Source organism: Nocardioides sp. (genome assembly GCF_035547795.1).
In the GTDB taxonomy this organism is placed as follows: domain Bacteria; phylum Actinomycetota; class Actinomycetes; order Propionibacteriales; family Nocardioidaceae; genus Nocardioides.
Genome location: NZ_DASZUF010000121.1, coordinates 1 through 16,297 on the forward strand (window position 1 = coordinate 1; position 16,297 = coordinate 16,297).

17 protein-coding genes are annotated in these 16,297 nt (G+C 69.6%); 15 read left to right on the forward strand and 2 right to left on the reverse strand.

Annotated features, from left to right (window positions below; genetic code table 11):
- The 3 genes from VHA72_RS08165 to VHA72_RS08175 form a co-directional block, all read left to right on the forward strand.
- The coding region (locus VHA72_RS08165; protein WP_325574080.1) for a twin-arginine translocase subunit TatC at positions 1 to 297 on the forward strand (297 nt) is incomplete at its 5' end.
- A gap of 38 nt (positions 298 to 335) precedes the next feature.
- Entirely contained in the window at positions 336 to 1,013 is a 678-nt protein-coding gene (locus tag VHA72_RS08170) for a GntR family transcriptional regulator (RefSeq protein WP_325574082.1), read from the forward strand.
- 26 nt (positions 1,014 to 1,039) lie between these two features.
- Positions 1,040 to 2,026, forward strand: a complete 987-nt coding sequence (locus VHA72_RS08175; protein WP_325574084.1) for a formylglycine-generating enzyme family protein — start codon at positions 1,040 to 1,042, stop codon at positions 2,024 to 2,026.
- 159 nt (positions 2,027 to 2,185) lie between these two features.
- Here VHA72_RS08175 and VHA72_RS08180 read toward each other — a convergent pair whose 3' ends face one another.
- Complete coding sequence (locus VHA72_RS08180; RefSeq protein WP_325574086.1) at positions 2,186 to 2,665, reverse strand: DUF421 domain-containing protein; 480 nt, start codon at positions 2,663 to 2,665, stop codon at positions 2,186 to 2,188.
- A gap of 26 nt (positions 2,666 to 2,691) precedes the next feature.
- Positions 2,692 to 3,210 carry a hypothetical protein gene (locus VHA72_RS08185; protein WP_325574088.1) on the reverse strand — a complete coding sequence of 173 codons (519 nt, stop codon included), beginning with the start codon at positions 3,208 to 3,210 and terminating at the stop codon, positions 2,692 to 2,694.
- Positions 3,211 to 3,307: 97 nt separating this feature from the next.
- On the opposite strand from VHA72_RS08185, the gene thrS reads away from it, so the two are divergent.
- From thrS to pdxT, 12 genes are all read left to right on the forward strand, one after another.
- Complete coding sequence (gene thrS / locus VHA72_RS08190) at positions 3,308 to 5,290, forward strand: threonine--tRNA ligase (RefSeq protein ID WP_414689773.1); 1,983 nt, start codon at positions 3,308 to 3,310, stop codon at positions 5,288 to 5,290.
- 174 nt (positions 5,291 to 5,464) lie between these two features.
- Positions 5,465 to 6,481, forward strand: coding sequence for an AurF N-oxygenase family protein (locus VHA72_RS08195; RefSeq protein WP_325574090.1), 1,017 nt, complete (start codon positions 5,465 to 5,467; stop codon positions 6,479 to 6,481).
- 42 nt (positions 6,482 to 6,523) lie between these two features.
- Positions 6,524 to 8,182, forward strand: coding sequence for an FAD-dependent oxidoreductase (locus VHA72_RS08200; RefSeq protein ID WP_325574092.1), 1,659 nt, complete (start codon positions 6,524 to 6,526; stop codon positions 8,180 to 8,182).
- A gap of 4 nt (positions 8,183 to 8,186) precedes the next feature.
- On the forward strand, positions 8,187 to 8,900 hold the full coding sequence (locus VHA72_RS08205) for a TetR/AcrR family transcriptional regulator (RefSeq protein ID WP_325574094.1): 714 nt from the start codon (positions 8,187 to 8,189) through the stop codon (positions 8,898 to 8,900).
- Entirely contained in the window at positions 8,897 to 9,463 is a 567-nt protein-coding gene (locus tag VHA72_RS08210; RefSeq protein ID WP_325574096.1) for an HIT family protein, read from the forward strand. Before VHA72_RS08205 ends, VHA72_RS08210 begins: the two co-directional genes overlap by 4 nt.
- 157 nt (positions 9,464 to 9,620) lie before the next feature.
- Positions 9,621 to 10,757: a sugar ABC transporter substrate-binding protein gene (locus tag VHA72_RS08215; RefSeq protein WP_325574098.1), complete on the forward strand. Its 1,137-nt coding sequence runs from the start codon at positions 9,621 to 9,623 to the stop codon at positions 10,755 to 10,757.
- Between the two features lie 92 nt (positions 10,758 to 10,849).
- Positions 10,850 to 11,647, forward strand: coding sequence for an ATP-binding cassette domain-containing protein (locus tag VHA72_RS08220; protein WP_325574100.1), 798 nt, complete (start codon positions 10,850 to 10,852; stop codon positions 11,645 to 11,647).
- Complete coding sequence (locus VHA72_RS08225; RefSeq protein ID WP_325574102.1) at positions 11,644 to 12,915, forward strand: sugar ABC transporter permease; 1,272 nt, start codon at positions 11,644 to 11,646, stop codon at positions 12,913 to 12,915. The genes VHA72_RS08220 and VHA72_RS08225 overlap by 4 nt, the downstream gene beginning before the upstream one ends.
- Positions 12,916 to 12,922: 7 nt before the next feature.
- Complete coding sequence (locus VHA72_RS08230; protein ID WP_325574104.1) at positions 12,923 to 14,137, forward strand: ROK family protein; 1,215 nt, start codon at positions 12,923 to 12,925, stop codon at positions 14,135 to 14,137.
- A gap of 12 nt (positions 14,138 to 14,149) precedes the next feature.
- Positions 14,150 to 14,770, forward strand: coding sequence for a phosphatidylinositol phosphate synthase (gene pgsA / locus VHA72_RS08235; protein ID WP_325574106.1), 621 nt, complete (start codon positions 14,150 to 14,152; stop codon positions 14,768 to 14,770).
- A gap of 15 nt (positions 14,771 to 14,785) precedes the next feature.
- A complete protein-coding gene (pdxS, locus tag VHA72_RS08240; protein WP_325574108.1) occupies positions 14,786 to 15,679 on the forward strand; it encodes a pyridoxal 5'-phosphate synthase lyase subunit PdxS in 894 nt (297 codons plus the stop codon).
- On the forward strand, positions 15,676 to 16,269 hold the full coding sequence (pdxT, locus tag VHA72_RS08245) for a pyridoxal 5'-phosphate synthase glutaminase subunit PdxT (RefSeq protein ID WP_325574110.1): 594 nt from the start codon (positions 15,676 to 15,678) through the stop codon (positions 16,267 to 16,269). The genes pdxS and pdxT overlap by 4 nt, the downstream gene beginning before the upstream one ends.
- The last annotated feature ends 28 nt before the right edge of the window (positions 16,270 to 16,297 follow it).

Consider the following 16,297-nt stretch of genomic DNA (forward strand, 5'->3'; position numbering starts at 1 on the left):
ACCCTGCTGGTGTTCGGCATCGCCTTCGAGATCCCCGTCTTCGTGGTGCTGCTGAACATGGTGGGCATCCTCAAGGGCCGGACGCTGGGCTCGTTGCGGCCGTGGATCATCGTCGGCACCTTCGTCTTCGCCGCCGCCGCCACCCCCTCCACCGACCCCTTCACCATGACCCTGATGGCCGTCCCCATGGTCCTGCTGTTCCTCCTCTCGGAGGTCATCGCCCGCGTGCACGACCGGCGCAAGCGGGCGAAGAACCCGTTCGCGGGGCTGGATCCGGACCGGTCGTCGCTGCTGTGAGGTCCGAGGACCGCCTTCATCTGATGCATAATGCGCCCATGGCCGATCTCTCCGTCCTGGGACCGCCGAACGCGAACGGCGCTCTGAGTCTGGTCGAAGGCATCCAGCGCTCGCTGCGCGAGGCCATCGCGAACGGCTCCCTGCCGGCGGGCTTCCGGCTGCGCGAGATCCCGCTCGCCGAGCACTTCGCGTGCTCCACCACGCCGGTGCGCGAGGCGCTGCGCCGCCTCGAGCACGAGGGGCTGGTGAAGGTATATCCGCGACGGGGCGCCGAGGTGACCTCGGTGACCTCGCCCGAGGTCGAGCAGCTCTACGAGCTCCGGATGCTGCTCGAGTGCCACGCCGTACGCCGTGCCGCCGAGCAGAAGCCGTCCGCGTCGGCGCTGAAGGCCGCCCGCGACGTCATCGACGAGCAGAAAGCGACCGGTCAGGAGCGCATGCTCGACGCCGACTTCCACCGTGAGATCACCGCGCTGGCCGGCAACTCGGTCATCTCCGAGCTCGTCGAGAAGACCGTGCGTCAGATCGAGGCGGTCCAGGCCCGCACCCGGGCCCGGGTCGAGGGCGAGGTGAACCGCACCTGCAAGGCGCATGCGGCCATCGTGGCGGCAATCGCCAAGGGGGACGCCGACCGTGCCGAGGAGGCGATGCGCGAGCACCTCGAGCGGGTGCGTCGCGTCGTGACCGCCGGTCTTGCGGATGCATCGCAGTCCTGAGTCCGTGACGAGGTAGGACGGATCCGATGAGCGCTGATCACTCACACGAGTCCTGTTGCGCCCCGGCGCGTGCGGTCGGCGCGGAGCCTGGTCCGCGGCGCCCGCTGCTGCCGGTGATCCAGGATGGCGCGCCCACCGTGCGGCACCGAATCGCCCAGGCCGAGTTGGCGGGCGGGACCTTCCGGATGGGTGACGCGTCCGGCGACGAGAACGCCGGCGACGGCGAGACCCCGATCCACCAGGTGTGCCTGTCGGCGTACTCGATCGACGCGACCAGCGTGACCAATGCCGACTTCGCCGCGTTCGTCGACGACACCGGCTACGTGACAGACGCCGAGCGCTACGGCTTCTCGGCGGTGTTCCACCTCGCGGCGCGCTGCGATCCCGCCGACGTGATGAGCACCGCCAACGGGACGCCGTGGTGGCTCGGCGTGCGCGGCGCGGACTGGCGCCGGCCGGCGGGGCCGAAGTCGAACCTGGACGGTCTGGCCGACCATCCGGTGGTGCACGTGAGCTGGAACGACGCCCTCGCCTACTGCTCCTGGGCCGGGCGCCGGCTCCCCACCGAGGCGGAGTGGGAGTTCGCCTCCCGCGGCGGGCTCGACGGCGCCCGCTATCCGTGGGGCGATGTGCTGCTCGACGAGGACGGCGGCTGGCGCTGCAACATCTGGCAGGGCGAGTTCCCCACCTCGAACACGACCGAGGACGGCTTCCTGACGACCGCGCCAGTGCGCTCCTACCAGCCCAACGGCTTCGGGTTGTGGCAGACGGTGGGCAACGTCTGGGAGTGGTGCTCGGACTGGTTCAACCCGCGCACCTACGAGCTGGCCGCCCGCCGCGACGTGGAGACCGACCCGGCCGGCCCACGCATCGGGCTGGCCCGGGTCATGCGCGGCGGGTCCTACCTGTGCCACGACTCCTACTGCAACCGCTACCGCAACAGCGCCCGGACCTCGAACACTCCCGAGTCCTCCAGCGGCAACCTCGGCTTCCGCACCGTCGCCGCGAGCTGACCCGACCGCGGCTGCTTGTGACGCTGCCTCCCGCCGGCTCTCGGCGACTGATCTCCGGACCCGGCGGGGGCGCGTCCTGCCCGACGTTAGGCACGGATGCTGAGAACCACCGCAGAGCCGTAGGAGAGACCGCTGTGGGTCCTGCTGGGTGTCCGGCGCTCACGTCTCCGGTGCCGTCTCCGGCGCCCCGTCCTCCGACGACTCGCGGGTGAAGAACGACAGCCGACCGTCGGCCTCGAGCACGGCGTACTCGATCTCGCCGGTGCTGCGGATGCCCTGCTCCCGTGCGGCGACGAGGACGTCGGCGACGGCGAGCCGCTCGTCGCGCATCGTCTCCTCGATCGGCCCGCCGTCGCGCCACACCAGCACCGGCCGGCCGGCGGTGATCGGGCGGCTGCGCGGGAACCGCCACTGCAGCCACGAGATCGCCACGGTGAGCAGCGCGAACGTGCTGATCGCGAGCAGCCCCGCGGTCACCGAGTAGTCCTGCTGGGTGACCGCCTGCTGTACCAGGTCGCCCATCGTGACGTAGAGCAGCAGCTGGAACGTGCTCAGCTCGCCCAGCGTCGAACGGCCGACCGCGCGGGTGATCAGCCACAGGAAGCAGAAGATGACCAGCGCCCGGATCACGATCTCCATCGAGGACCTCCTCTCAGCTCAGCGGGTCAGGGCAGCAGCGACGTGCGGAAGTCGACGCTGGCGGCGGGGGTGCCGTGGTCGAGCACCCGGACGGTGCCGCTGCGGCCGACCTGGCTGGCCGGCTGGACGTAGACGTCGAGTGAGACCACCAGGGTGTCGCCGGGCGGCTTGTCGAAGGTCATCCGCCACCAGGAGCCGTCCTGGGTCTCCTTGTCCGGCTCCGGTGTGATGCCCTGCGACTCGAAGATGTCGAAGTACGAGCCGGTCGCCTCCAGCACCACCGGGCCGCCGAAGCCCCCCGGGTGGGTGATGGTGACCTGCCACGGTACGTCGAGGCCCGCCCGTGCGATCCGCGGATACTCCAGCGACAGGTGGTAGCCGCCCCTGTCGGCGGACCCGGTCGCGGTCCGTACGCCAAGGAGTCCGCACAGGCCCGCGATCACGAAGAGCAGCACGAGCACCAGGAACCCGCGCCGGCCCCAGGCGGCGATGCGGTCCTTGGCGTCGGCGGTGATGCCGGTGAGCGTCGAATGCGGTGCGTCCACGCGGCGCAGGTACCCAAACTGATGCGCGCGGCTGCCGCGCCCACCGATACCATCGTCGGGCCGCGACCGCGCGGCATCCACCGACCGAGGAGTGAGTGTGTCCGAGCTGAAGATCGTCGTACTGACCGCAGGGGAGCGGCAGGAGCGGGCGGTCACGACGGGCACGAAGGCCTGGGAGCTGTTCCGCGAGGACGCGACCGTCATCGCCGCCCGCGTGAACGGCCAGCTCAAGGACCTCGCCTACGAGCTCGCGGAGGGCGACGAGGTCGAGGGCGTCGAGATCGCCTCCAAGGACGGCCGCGACATCCTGCGGCACTCCACCGCTCACGTGATGGCGCAGGCGGTGCAGGAGATCTTCCCCGACGCAAGGCTGGGCATCGGCCCGCCGGTGACCGACGGCTTCTACTACGACTTCGACGTGGAGACGCCGTTCGTGCCCGCCGACCTGGAGAAGATCGAGTCGCGGATGCGCAAGATCATCAAGGAGAACCAGCGGTTCTCCCGCCGGGTCACCACCGACGAGGACGCCCGTGTCGAGCTCGCCGACGAGCCCTACAAGCTGGAGCTGATCGGCCTCAAGGGCAACGCCGCCGAGGCGGCCGAGGGCGCCGCCGCCGAGGTGGGCGGCGGCGAGCTGACCATCTACGACAACATCGACCGCAACGGCGAGGTGGCCTGGAAGGACCTGTGCCGCGGGCCGCACCTGCCCACCACCAGGCGGATCCCGGCGTTCAAGCTGATGCGCACCGCCGCGGCGTACTGGCGCGGCGACGAGAAGAACAAGCAGCTCCAGCGGATCTACGGCACCGCCTGGGAGTCCAAGGAGGCGCTCGAAGAGCACCTGCACCGGATCGAGGAGGCCGAGCGGCGCGACCACCGCAAGCTCGGCCGCGAGCTCGACCTCTTCTCCTTCCCGGACGAGCTGGGCAGCGGCCTGGCGGTCTTCCACCCCAAGGGCGGCGTGATCAAGCGCGTCATGGAGGACTACGTCCGCCAGCGGCACATCGAGGAGGGCTTCTCCTACGTCAGCACCCCGCACATCTCCAAGGACGGGCTGTTCCACACCTCGGGCCACCTGCCGTACTACGCCGACACGATGTTCCCGCCGATGGAGTTCGAGGGCGCGAACTACCAGCTGAAGGCGATGAACTGCCCGATGCACAACCTGATCTACAAGTCGAAGGGGCGCTCCTACCGCGAGCTGCCGGTGCGCCTGTTCGAGTTCGGCCACGTCTACCGCTACGAGAAGTCGGGCGTCATCCACGGCCTGACCCGGGTGCGCGGATTCGCCCAGGACGACAGCCACTCCTACGTCACCAAGGAGCAGGCCCCCGACGAGGTCAAGCACCTGCTGAACTTCATGCTCAGCGTGCTGCGCGACTTCGGCCTCGACGACTTCTACCTGGAGCTGTCGACCCGCGACGACGTCCACAAGGACAAGTTCGTCGGCTCCGACGAGGACTGGGCCGCGGCAACGGCGGTGCTGGAGCAGGTCGGCCGCGAGACCGGCCTCGAGCTCGTCCCCGACCCGGGCGGCGCCGCGTTCTACGGCCCGAAGATCTCGGTCCAGGCCAAGGACGCCATCGGCCGCACCTGGCAGATGGGCACGGTCCAGTACGACTTCAACCAGCCGGCCCGCTTCGAGCTGGAGTACCAGGCCGCCGACGGCACCCGGCAGCAGCCGGTGATGATCCACTCGGCGAAGTTCGGCTCGATCGAGCGGTTCCTCGGCGTCCTGGTCGAGCACTACGCCGGCGCGTTCCCGCCGTGGCTCGCGCCGGTCCAGGTGCAGTGCATCCCGGTCGCGGACGCGTTCACCGACTACCTGTACGACGTGGCGCACCGGCTGCGGGCCAAGGGCATCCGGGTCGAGGTCGACGACTCCGACGACCGGATGCAGAAGAAGATCCGCAACGCGCAGCTCCAGAAGGTGCCGTTCATGCTGATCGCCGGGGGAGAGGACGTCGAGTTGGGCGCGGTCTCCTTCCGCTATCGCGACGGGCACCAGGAGAACGGCGTACCGATCGAGGAGGCGATCGCCCGCGTGGTGGCCGCCGTGGCGTCGCACGAACAGGTCTGAAAATACTCCTCAGTGCGCCCGCGGGGCCGATCCGGGAAGGGTCGGCCCCGCGGCGTCTCGCGGGGCCGAAGAATTTATGCGACACAGCGTTGCGCTTACTCTTGTATCCGTGACGTACGTCGCAGTATCGTCGGTCGAGTCGTCCTGGTTTCAACGATGAAGAAGGTGCTCGACATGACCGCAGTCAAGCCCGAGAAGTCCACCGGTGCGCATGTCCCGCAGGGTCCGCAGAGCTACTACGAGCGGCTCCGCACGCTGTCCGAGGCGTCGGTCGACCAGCACTTCCAGGCGTTCAAGGACATCGCCTGGGACTCGCCGGAATTCGCCATCGAGCCGAACGACGAGCGCTTCATCCTCACCGACGCCGACGAGATCGGCCGCCACCCCTGGTACAAGTCGCTGCCCAAGGAGCGCCAGATCGAGATCGGCGTCTACCGCTACGCGCAGATCGCCAAGGTCGGCCGGCAGTTCGAACAGGTCCTGATCGCCGGGGTGATGCACCACCTCATCCTGGAGAAGGACCTCAACCCCGAGTTCCGCTACGCGATGCACGAGGTCACCGAGGAGACCCACCACATCCAGATGTTCCAGGAGTCGGTGAACCGCTTCGTGGCGAAGTCGGGCATCGACGGCGTCGCCGGCGCGCCCGGCTGGTTCACCTGGCTGGCTCCGCTGGTCACCTCGGCGGGGACGTGGTTCCCCGAAGCGTTCTTCGTCGGCATCCTCGGTGGCGAGGAGCCGATCGACCACCTGCAGAAGAGCATCATGCGGGCCGGCGGCAGCCACCCGCTGATCGACCGGGTGATGCAGATCCACATCGCCGAGGAGGCCCGCCACATCGGCTTCGCCCACCAGTACCTCGAGCACCACTGGCCGATGATGAACCCGGTCAAGCGGCAGCTGCTGACCTACCTGTTCCCCGTCATCATGCGCACGCTGTGCGACGTGATCATGGTGCCGAGCAAGCAGGCCCGCCGCGACATGGGCATCCCCGACGAGGTGGCCAAGGAGATCTGGTGGAGCTCGGAGGAGTCCAGCAACCTGCTGCAGGAGCTCTTCGGCGACGTCCGGATGCTCGCCGACAACCTGGGTATCCGCAAGGGTCCCGCCAAGCTGCTGTGGAAGGCGCTGCGGATCAACGGCCGCCCCTCGCGCTTCCGCAGCGAGCCGTCGGCCGCTAGCCACTACTGAGCCCGGGCACCCTCGAGCCCCTGAGCAAGAAACCGATCGTCAGTGCCTCACGTCATCACCCAGTCCTGCTGCTCCGACGGCTCGTGTGTCATCGCCTGCCCGGTCAACTGCATCCACCCCGCGCCCGGTGAGCCCGGCTTCGCCGAGGCGGACATGCTCTACATCGACGCCGGGTCCTGCGTGGACTGCGGCGCCTGCGTCACCGCCTGCCCGGCCGACGCGATCGTGCCGCACACCAAGCTCAAGCCCGAGCAGTCGCTCTTCCTCGGGCTCAATGCCGAGTACTACCAGGTGTTCCCGCACCAGGACCGCACGCCGCTCGCGCTGGTCCACGAGCAGCGCCGGCTCACCCGGGAGGGGCCGTTCCGGGTCGCCGTGGTGGGCGCCGGGCCGGCCGGTCTCTACACTGCCGACGAGTTGCTCAAGCACCCCGAGATCACCGTCGACGTCTTCGACCGGCTGCCCACCCCCTACGGGCTGGTCCGTGCCGGCGTCGCGCCCGATCACGAGCACACCAAGCAGGTCGAGAAGCTCTTCCGCCAGATCGAGAGCCAGCCGGGCTTCCGCTACTTCCTCGGCGTCGAGATCGGCAAGGACCTCTCCCACGCCGAGCTGACCGCCCGCTACCACGCGGTCGTCTACACGGTCGGTGCCGCCAGCGACAAGGCGCTCGGCATCCCCGGCGACGACATGGCCGGATCGCTGTCGGCGACCGACTTCGTCGGCTGGTACAACGGCCATCCGGACAAGCAGGATCTGGCGGTCAGCCTGGACCAGGAGCGGGTGGTCATCGTCGGCAACGGCAACGTCGCCCTCGACTGCGCTCGGATCCTCGCCGAGGACCCGACGCTGCTAGAGGGCACCGACATCGCCACGCTGCCGCTGGAGGTGCTGCGGCGCAGCAGGGTCCGCGAGATCGTCGTCCTCGGTCGACGTGGGCCGGGGCAGGCCGCGTTCACCATGCCCGAGCTGGTCGGACTCGCCGGTCATGACGGGATCAACGTGGTGGTCGACACCGGTGATCACGACCTGGTCGGCGAGGACGTCAAGACCCGGCTCCTGCGCGAGTTGGCCCAGCGGCCGGTCGATCCGGCCAAGCGCACCATCGTGCTGCGGTTCTACGCCTCGCCGGTCGCGGTCCACGGCCAGGAGCGGGTCACCGGCATCGAGGTGGGGCGCAACCGCCTCGTCGCGGACGAGGACGGCGTGCCCCGCGCCGTACCGACCGGGGAGACCGAGACCCTGGCGGCGGGTCTGCTGCTGCGCGCGGTGGGCTACCACGGCCTTCCGGTCGCCGACCTGCCCTACGACGCGAAGAGCGGCACGGTGCCCAACGAGCGCGGTCGGGTGATCCCGGGCGTGTACGTCGCGGGCTGGGTCAAGCGCGGCCCGACCGGCTTCATCGGCACCAACAAGACCGACGCCGAGGAGACCGTGGACCAGATCCTCGACGACCTCGACGCGGGCATCATCCCCGAGCCGGTCGGTACCACCCAGGGCCTGCGCGGAGTCATCCGCAACCGCCAGCCCGGCATGGTCGACCTGGCCGGGTGGCAGGCGATCGATGCCGAGGAGCGCCGTCGCGGCGAGGCGTCCGGCCGCCCCCGGGTCAAGATCGTCGACGTCGACGAGATGCGCCGGATCGCCTCGACCGCGCGCCCGCCTCGATACGCCGCCCTCCGGCGCTGGGTGAGAGTCTGAGACCGTGACCGAGAGCGGACGTCGAGACGGGCGGCAGGCGCGCTGGGAGAGACACAACCAGGAGCGTCGGCGGCAGATCATCGACGCCGCGATCGAGGTGATCGAGGAGGCCGGGCCCGGCGGCGAGCTGCATGTGCAGCAAATCGCCACCCGGGCGGGCGTCAACCGCACCGTGGTCTACCGCTACTTCGAGGATCGGGCGGACCTGGACCGCGCCGTACAGACCCGCATCATCGAGCTGCTCTGGGAGCAGCTGATGCCGGCGGTGACGCTGGAGGGGACGGTCCCGCAGATCATCGAGCGGCTGGTCGGCATCTACGTCGACTGGGCCTTCGCCCATCCCGCGTTGCACCACATGGCCGACCATGACAACGGCGACCCGGGCGGTCCGCTGGAGCAGGCCATCGAGCAGATCGCCGGAGAGGTGGGCAACCTGATCAACATCGTGCTCGTCACCCTCGGCGGCGACCTGCGCGAGGACGACCTGGAGCTGCTCGACCCGCTGGTGCACGGCCTGATCGGGTCGGTCTTCGGCTCGGTACGGCGCTGGCTCAACCGGTCCCACCGCGTGCTCTCGCCCGAGGCGCTCAAGGACACCCTCAGCCAGTCGGTCTGGTTCCTGCTGGACGGGCACGCCCGGGTGCGTGGCGTCGTGATCGACCCGGAGCGGCCCATGGAGGACATGGTCGCGGAGGCGCTCGCTACAGTCGCTCCGTGAGCGCAGAGCAGACCCCGGAACAGACTTCTGAGCAGGCCTACCTGCAAGACGGCGTCGGAGAGTCGGACATGCTGGAGCGGCTGTGGACGCCGTACCGGATGGCCTACATCCGCGGGGAGAACAAGCCCGCCGACGCCTCCGCCGCGCAGTGCCCGTTCTGCCGGATCCCGACGCTGCCCGACGACGAGGGCCTGGTCGTCGCCCGTGGCGAGCTGGCCTTCGTGGTGCTCAACCTCTACCCGTACGCGCCCGGTCACGTGATGGTCTGTCCCTATCGGCACATCGCCGAGTACACCGAGACCACCGAGGCGGAGGCCGCCGAGATCGCGGCGCTGACCAAGCGGGCGGTGGAGGCACTGCGGGTGGTGTCGAGGCCGGCGGGCTTCAACATCGGCATGAACCAGGGTGAGGCCGGGGGAGCGGGCATCGCCGCCCATCTGCACCAGCACATCGTGCCGCGCTGGGTCGGTGACCAGAACTTCATGCCGGTGATCGGCCGCACCAAGACCCTTCCCCAGCTGCTCGCGGACACGCGTCGCCTGCTCGCCGAGGCGTGGATCTGATCGCGGGATTCCGCGCGGACGGTTGATTCTGCGCCGAGACCGACAAATACCCGCGTGTTGTGCCTTGCGCTGCGGCGATGTTCCTCACTATGTTGTGGTCGGCAACAATCGCTGTGACAGGGGTCACAGCCTTCCCGAGCAACGGAGGTCGAGGGGAATGAACACGCGAAAGGGAGCTCGTGTCGCGTCGCTCTGCGCCGCGGGTGTGCTGGCGTTCGGTGCGCTGGCCGCGTGCGGTAGCAGTGGCAACAACAGCGCGAGCAGCGGCAGCACCGGCAGCAGCAACGGTGGCGGCGGTTCCAGCAAGGCGGACGTGGGCGTGATCCTGCCCGACGCCACCACCTCTCCGCGCTGGGAGAGCCAGGACCGCCCGAACCTGCAGAAGGCGTTCGACGCCGCCGGCCTGAAGTCGGACATCCAGAACGCCCAGGGCGACACCGCCAAGTTCGGCCAGCTCTGCGACAGCATGATCAACGAGGGCGTCGCCGTCTTGATGATCACCAACCTCGACTCTGACTCCGGCGCGGCCTGCCTCAAGAAGGCCGCCGACGCCGGCGTGCAGACGATCGACTACGACCGCCTCACCCTCGGTGGCGGCGCGTCGTACTACGTGTCGTTCGACAACGTCAAGGTCGGCCAGCTGATGGGTCAGGGCCTCGTGGACGCCCTCAAGAAGGAGGGCAAGAACTCGGGCAACGTCGTCGAGGTCGACGGTGCCTCGACCGACAACAACGCCGCGCTGTTCAAGCAGGGCTACGACTCGGTCCTCAAGGCGAACCCGCAGTACAAGATCGTCGGCGACCAGTCCGGTAACTGGGACGCCACCAAGGCGGGCCAGGTCTTCGACCAGATGTACACCCAGAACAAGGGCAACATCGACGGCGCGATCGTCGCCAACGACACCATGTCCGGCGGCGTGATCGCTCGTCTGAAGGCCGACGGCGTGGCCGGCAAGATCCCGACCACCGGTCAGGACGCCAGCGTCGAGGGTCTGCAGAACATCCTGCGCGGCTACCAGGCCGGCACGGTGTACAAGAACACCACCCTGGAGGCCGACGCCGCCTCCAAGCTGGCGATCGACCTGATCAAGGGTGACAAGAGCGCGGCCGCCGCGCTCGCCACCGGCACGGTCCAGGACACCAAGCTCAACAAGGCTGTCCCCTCCGTGCTCGCCACCCCGGTCTGGATCACCGCCGACACCGTGAAGCAGGTCGTCTCCGACGGCCAGGCCGACGCCTCGCAGATCTGCACCGGCGACGTCGCCAAGCTCTGCAAGAAGTACGGCGTCCAGTAACACCCCACCTCTCCGGGCCGGCGCGCCGATCGTGCGCCGGCCCGGAGCCCGGGCGTGCCCGGGCCTCAGCGCATTTCAAGCAAGGAGATCTCGTGAGCGTCGAAACGCCCGAGCGAACCGGCCCCACCGGGCCGACCACCGAGCCGCTGCTGTCGTTGCGCGGCATCCAGAAGAGCTTCGGCGCCGTACACGTCCTGCGTGGCGTCGACCTCGACGTCCGGCCGGGCCGTGTGACGGCGCTGGTCGGCGACAACGGTGCGGGCAAGTCGACCCTGATCAAGGGCATCGCCGGCATCCACCCCTTCGACGAGGGGGAGTACCTCTTCGAGGGCAAGCCCGTCAGCGTCAAGGGACCGAAGGACTCCAACGGCCTCGGCATCGAGGTCGTCTACCAGGACCTGGCGCTGTGCGACAACCTGGACGTCGTCCACAACATGTTCCTCGGCCGCGAGCTGACCAAGCGCGGCCTCATCGACGAGGACACCATGGAGCGCCGCGCCCGCGAGACGCTCGACGGCCTGTCGGTGCGCACCCTGAAGTCGGTGCGCACCCACGTCGCCGCGCTCTCCGGCGGTCAGCGCCAGACCGTCGCGATCGCCCGCGCGGTGCTGTGGAACTCCAGGATCGTCATCCTCGACGAGCCGACCGCCGCACTGGGCGTCGCCCAGACCGAGCAGGTCCTCAAGCTGGTCCGGCGGCTCGCCGACCGCGGCTTGGGCGTGGTGCTGATCAGCCACAACCTGAACGACGTCTTCGAGGTCGCCGACGACGTCGCCGTGCTCTACCTCGGCCAGATGGTCGGGCAGGTGGAGATCAAGAACTACAACCGCGAGCAGATCGTCCAGGCCATCACGACCGGGCAGCTCCCGACGAACGGGGGAGTCGCATGAGCACGACCACCACTCCGCAGCCCACCGAGAACTGGCATCCCGCGGAGGAGGCGCCCAGCACACTCGGTGGCATCGCCTCGGCGTACCTGACCCGTCTGCGCGGCGGTGACATCGGCTCGCTGCCGGCGATCCTCGGCCTGATCGCGCTGGTCGTGGTCTTCACCGGGCTGCGTCCCGACACGTTCCCCAACGCCTTCAACATCGGCAACCTGATCGGCCAGTCGGCCGGTGTCACGGTGCTGGCGATGGGCCTGGTCTTCGTGCTGCTGCTGGGTGAGATCGACCTGGGCGCGGGCTTCACCGGCGGTACGTCGGCAGGCGTCCTCGCCCTGGTCATGACCCGGCACGGCTGGCCGCTGATCCCGGGGCTGATCGTCGGCCTGCTCACCGGTGCGGTGATCGGCTACGGCATCGGCCTGCTGGTCGCGCGGCTGGGCATCCCGTCCTTCGTGGTGACCCTGGCGACGTTCCTCGGCCTGCAGGGCGTGCTGCTGAAGATGACCGGCCGCGGTGGCACCATCCCGCTGCAGAGCGACTTCATCATCAAGCTCAACAACGGCAACCTGCCGGTCTGGCTGGGCTGGGTGCTGGGCGTGCTGATCATCGTGGTCTACGCGGGCGGGTCGTTCGTGGCCAACCAGCGCCGCCGGGCGCACGGCCTGACGTCGAAGTCGCTGCTGCAGTGGGCATTGCGCGCCGGGACGCTGACGGTGATCGTGCTGGCGGTCCTGGTCTACCTGTCCAAGGAGCGTGGCCCGCACCCGCAGCTGAAGTCGATCAAGGGGCTGCCGATCTCGCTGGTCATCATGATCGGCCTGCTGCTGCTGCTCAGCTTCGCGCTCAGCCGCACCACCTGGGGCCGGCACGTGTACGCCGTGGGCGGCAACGCCGAGGCGGCCCGCCGCGCCGGCATCAACGTCGCCCGGGTCAAGCTGTCCTGCTTCGTCGTGGCCTCCACCATTGCCGCCATCGCCGGCATCCTGCTGGCCAGCCGAACCAACTCGGTCGGCCCGACGACCGGTGGCAACACCACGCTGCTCTACGCGGTCGGTGCCGCCGTCATCGGTGGCACCAGCCTGTTCGGCGGCAAGGGTCGGATCATCGACGCCCTGATCGGTGGCACCGTGGTCGCGGTCATCGACAACGGCATGGGCCTGCTGAACAAGGACCAGGGCACCGTCTGGATGGTCACCGGCATCGTCCTGCTGATCGCCGCGAGCGTCGACGCACTGAGCCGTCGCCGGGCGAGCTCCACCGGGCAGGCCTGATCCGGCCATGGTCGCGGCTACCGTCTCGGGCACCGAGGAGCTGCGGCGGGCCAACCTGCGGGCGCTGCTACGCGCCGTCCACACCCGTGGCCCGACCACCCGGGCCGAGCTCACCAGGCTTCTGGGGCTCAACCGCAGCACGATCGGCGGACTGACCTCGGAGCTGATGGAGCTCGGCCTGGTGGCCGAGCGGGTCGCGACCCGAGTGGACGCGCGGGGCTCCCGCACCGGCCGGCCCTCGAACCTCGTGGAGCCGCGACCGGAGAACGCAGTGATCGCCGTCGACCTCGGGGTCGACCGCGTCCAGGTCGCGCTGGTGGGGCTGGGCGGACCGGTTCTGGACCGTCGCGTCCGGCACCACCAGCGCGGCGAGCACGACGTCAACCACGTGGTGGAGACCGTCGCCCAGATGGTCGAGCAGACCCTGGCCGGCTGCACCTCCAAGCGCTGCCTCGGCATCGGGGTCTCGCTTCCGGGGGCCGTGCGGGCCCGCGATGGCATGGTGCAGTTCGCGCCCAACCTGGGCTGGCACGGCGAGCCGTTCACGGCGCTGCTGAGCAAGCGTCTGGGCCGACCGGTCACGGCGGGGAACGACGCCAACCTGGGCGTCATCGCCGAGCACCTGCGCGGTGCCGCGGTCGGGCACGAGCATGCGGCGTACCTGTCGGCGAGCGTCGGCATCGGTGGCGGCTTCCTGGTCGGCGGCGTGCTGCTGGAGGGCTCCACCGGGTACGCCGGCGAGATCGGTCACCTGCAGGTCGACGCCGACGGCCCCGCGTGCACCTGCGGTGGCAGCGGCTGCTGGGAGCTCAAGGTCGGCGAGAACCGGCTGCTCACCCTGGCCGGGCGGCTGCCAGGCGGCGGACCCGAGGCGGTGGCCGAGGTGATCGCCTCCGCGCGCGACGGCGAGGCCCGGGCACGTGCCGCCGTGGAGGAGGTCGCGGAGTGGGCCGGTGTCGGCCTGCGCGCCATCATCAACATCTTCAATCCCGAGGTGATCGTGCTGGGTGGCAGCATGGCGCAGCTGTGGGAGAGCGCCGCCGACCGGATGGAGCGCGCGCTGGTGCGCACCGCGCTGCTGGCACCCCGGGAGGACGTCGTCGTACGCCCGGCGAAGCTGGGCCAGGACTCCTCCCTGGTGGGGGCGGCCGAGCTGGCCTTCGCCGCAGTCCTGGAGGACCCGCAGGCCGTGAATGAGCTGGTGGCGGTCGACGGCCGGTAGCCTGCTCCCGCCATGCTCGAACGTTTCCGCGCCTTCTGGACGAAGGTCCTCTCGCCCGTCGCCCGTCTGCTCATCCGACTGCACGTCAGTGCCGACGCCGTCACGCTCGTCGGCACCATCGGCGTGTGCGTGGGCGCGCTGGCGTTCTTCCCGCGGGGCCACCTGCTCGGTGGCGTCATCTTCATCACCTGCTTCGTCTTCAGCGACCTGATCGACGGGCACATGTCCCGCCTCACCGGTACGTCGAGCAAGTTCGGGGCGTTCCTGGACTCCACGCTGGACCGGGTGGGTGACGGCGCGATCTTCGGCGGCCTGGCGCTCTACTACGCCGGGCCCGGCGACAGCCGGATCTACCTGTGGCTCTCGCTGATCTGCCTGGTGATGGGCTCGGTGACCTCCTACGCCCGCAGCCGCGCCGAGAGCCTGGGCTACCAGGCCAAGGTCGGCATCGCCGAGCGCTCCGACCGGTTGGTCTCGATCCTGGTCATGACGGGCTTCAACGGACTGCTCGGACTGCCCGTGCTGACCTACATCACGCTCTGGGCGCTGGCGGCGGCCTCGACCATCACGGTCGGTCAGCGGATCTGGGTCGTCCGCCAGCAGGCGCTGGCTGAAGGAAACCCACAGCCCTGACCTAGAATTCGGGGCATGGCTGAAACTCCCGTCACCGGTACGACTCCCGTCAAGCGCGGCATGGCCGAGATGCTCAAGGGCGGCGTCATCATGGACGTCGTCACCCCCGAGCAGGCGAAGATCGCGGAAGACGCGGGCGCCGTCGCCGTGATGGCGCTGGAGCGCGTGCCCGCCGACATCCGCGCACAGGGCGGTGTCTCCCGGATGAGCGACCCGGACATGATCGACGGCATCATCGAGGCCGTCTCGATCCCGGTGATGGCCAAGGCCAGGATCGGGCACTTCGCCGAGGCGCAGGTGCTGCAGTCCCTGGGTGTGGACTACATCGACGAGTCCGAGGTGCTGACTCCGGCCGACTACGAGAACCACATCGACAAGTGGGAGTTCACCGTCCCCTTCGTGTGTGGTGCCACCAACCTGGGCGAGGCGCTGCGCCGGATCACCGAGGGCGCGGCGATGATCCGCTCCAAGGGCGAGGCCGGCACCGGGGACGTGTCCAACGCGGTCACCCACATGCGCACCATCCGCAAGGAGATCCGCCGGCTCGGCTCGTTGAGCCCCGACGAGCTGTACGTGGCGGCCAAGGAGCTGCAGGCGCCCTACGACCTGGTCAAGGAGATCGCCGCCACCGGCAAGCTGCCGGTCGTGCTGTTCACCGCCGGCGGCATCGCCACGCCGGCTGATGCGGCGATGATGATGCAGCTGGGCGCGGAGGGCGTCTTCGTGGGCTCGGGCATCTTCAAGTCCGGGAACCCGGCCCAGCGGGCCGAGGCGATCGTGAAGGCCACCACCTTCTTCGACGACCCGGACGTGGTGGCGAAGGTCTCGCGCGGTCTGGGCGAGGCGATGGTCGGCATCAACGTGGAGGACATCCCGCAGCCGCACCGCCTCGCCGAGCGCGGCTGGTGACCGGGCGTCCTTCGCTGCGGATCGGAGTCCTCGCCCTTCAGGGCGACGTGCGGGAGCACATCGCGAGTCTGGACGCGCTGGGTGTCGACGCCTTCGGGGTGCGGCGCGCCGAGGAGCTGGAGCGGTGTGACGGGCTGGTGATCCCCGGGGGGGAGTCGACCACGATGATCAAGCTCGCCCGCAATTTCGAGCTGCTCGAGCCGCTGCGGGCCCGGGTCGCCGCGGGAATGCCGGCGTTCGGCACGTGCGCGGGGATGATCCTGCTGGCCGACCGGATCGTCGACGGCGCCGAGGGTCAGGAGACGATCGGCGGCCTCGACATCACGGTGCGGCGCAACGCGTTCGGCCGACAGGTCGACTCCTTCGAGGAGGACCTGCCCTTCGCCGGCCTGGCGGACCCGGTCCATGCGGTCTTCATCCGGGCGCCGTGGGTGGAGCGGGTGGGGGAGCGGGTCGAGGTGCTCGCGACGGCCGCCGGGCATCCCGTCGCCGTACGGCAGGAACACCTGCTGGCCACGAGCTTCCACCCCGAGGTCGGCGGCGACGCCCGGGTGCACGGCGCCTTCGTCGACCTCGTCGCCGCTCGGTAGGATCATCTGCCGAACCCCAACAGAACGT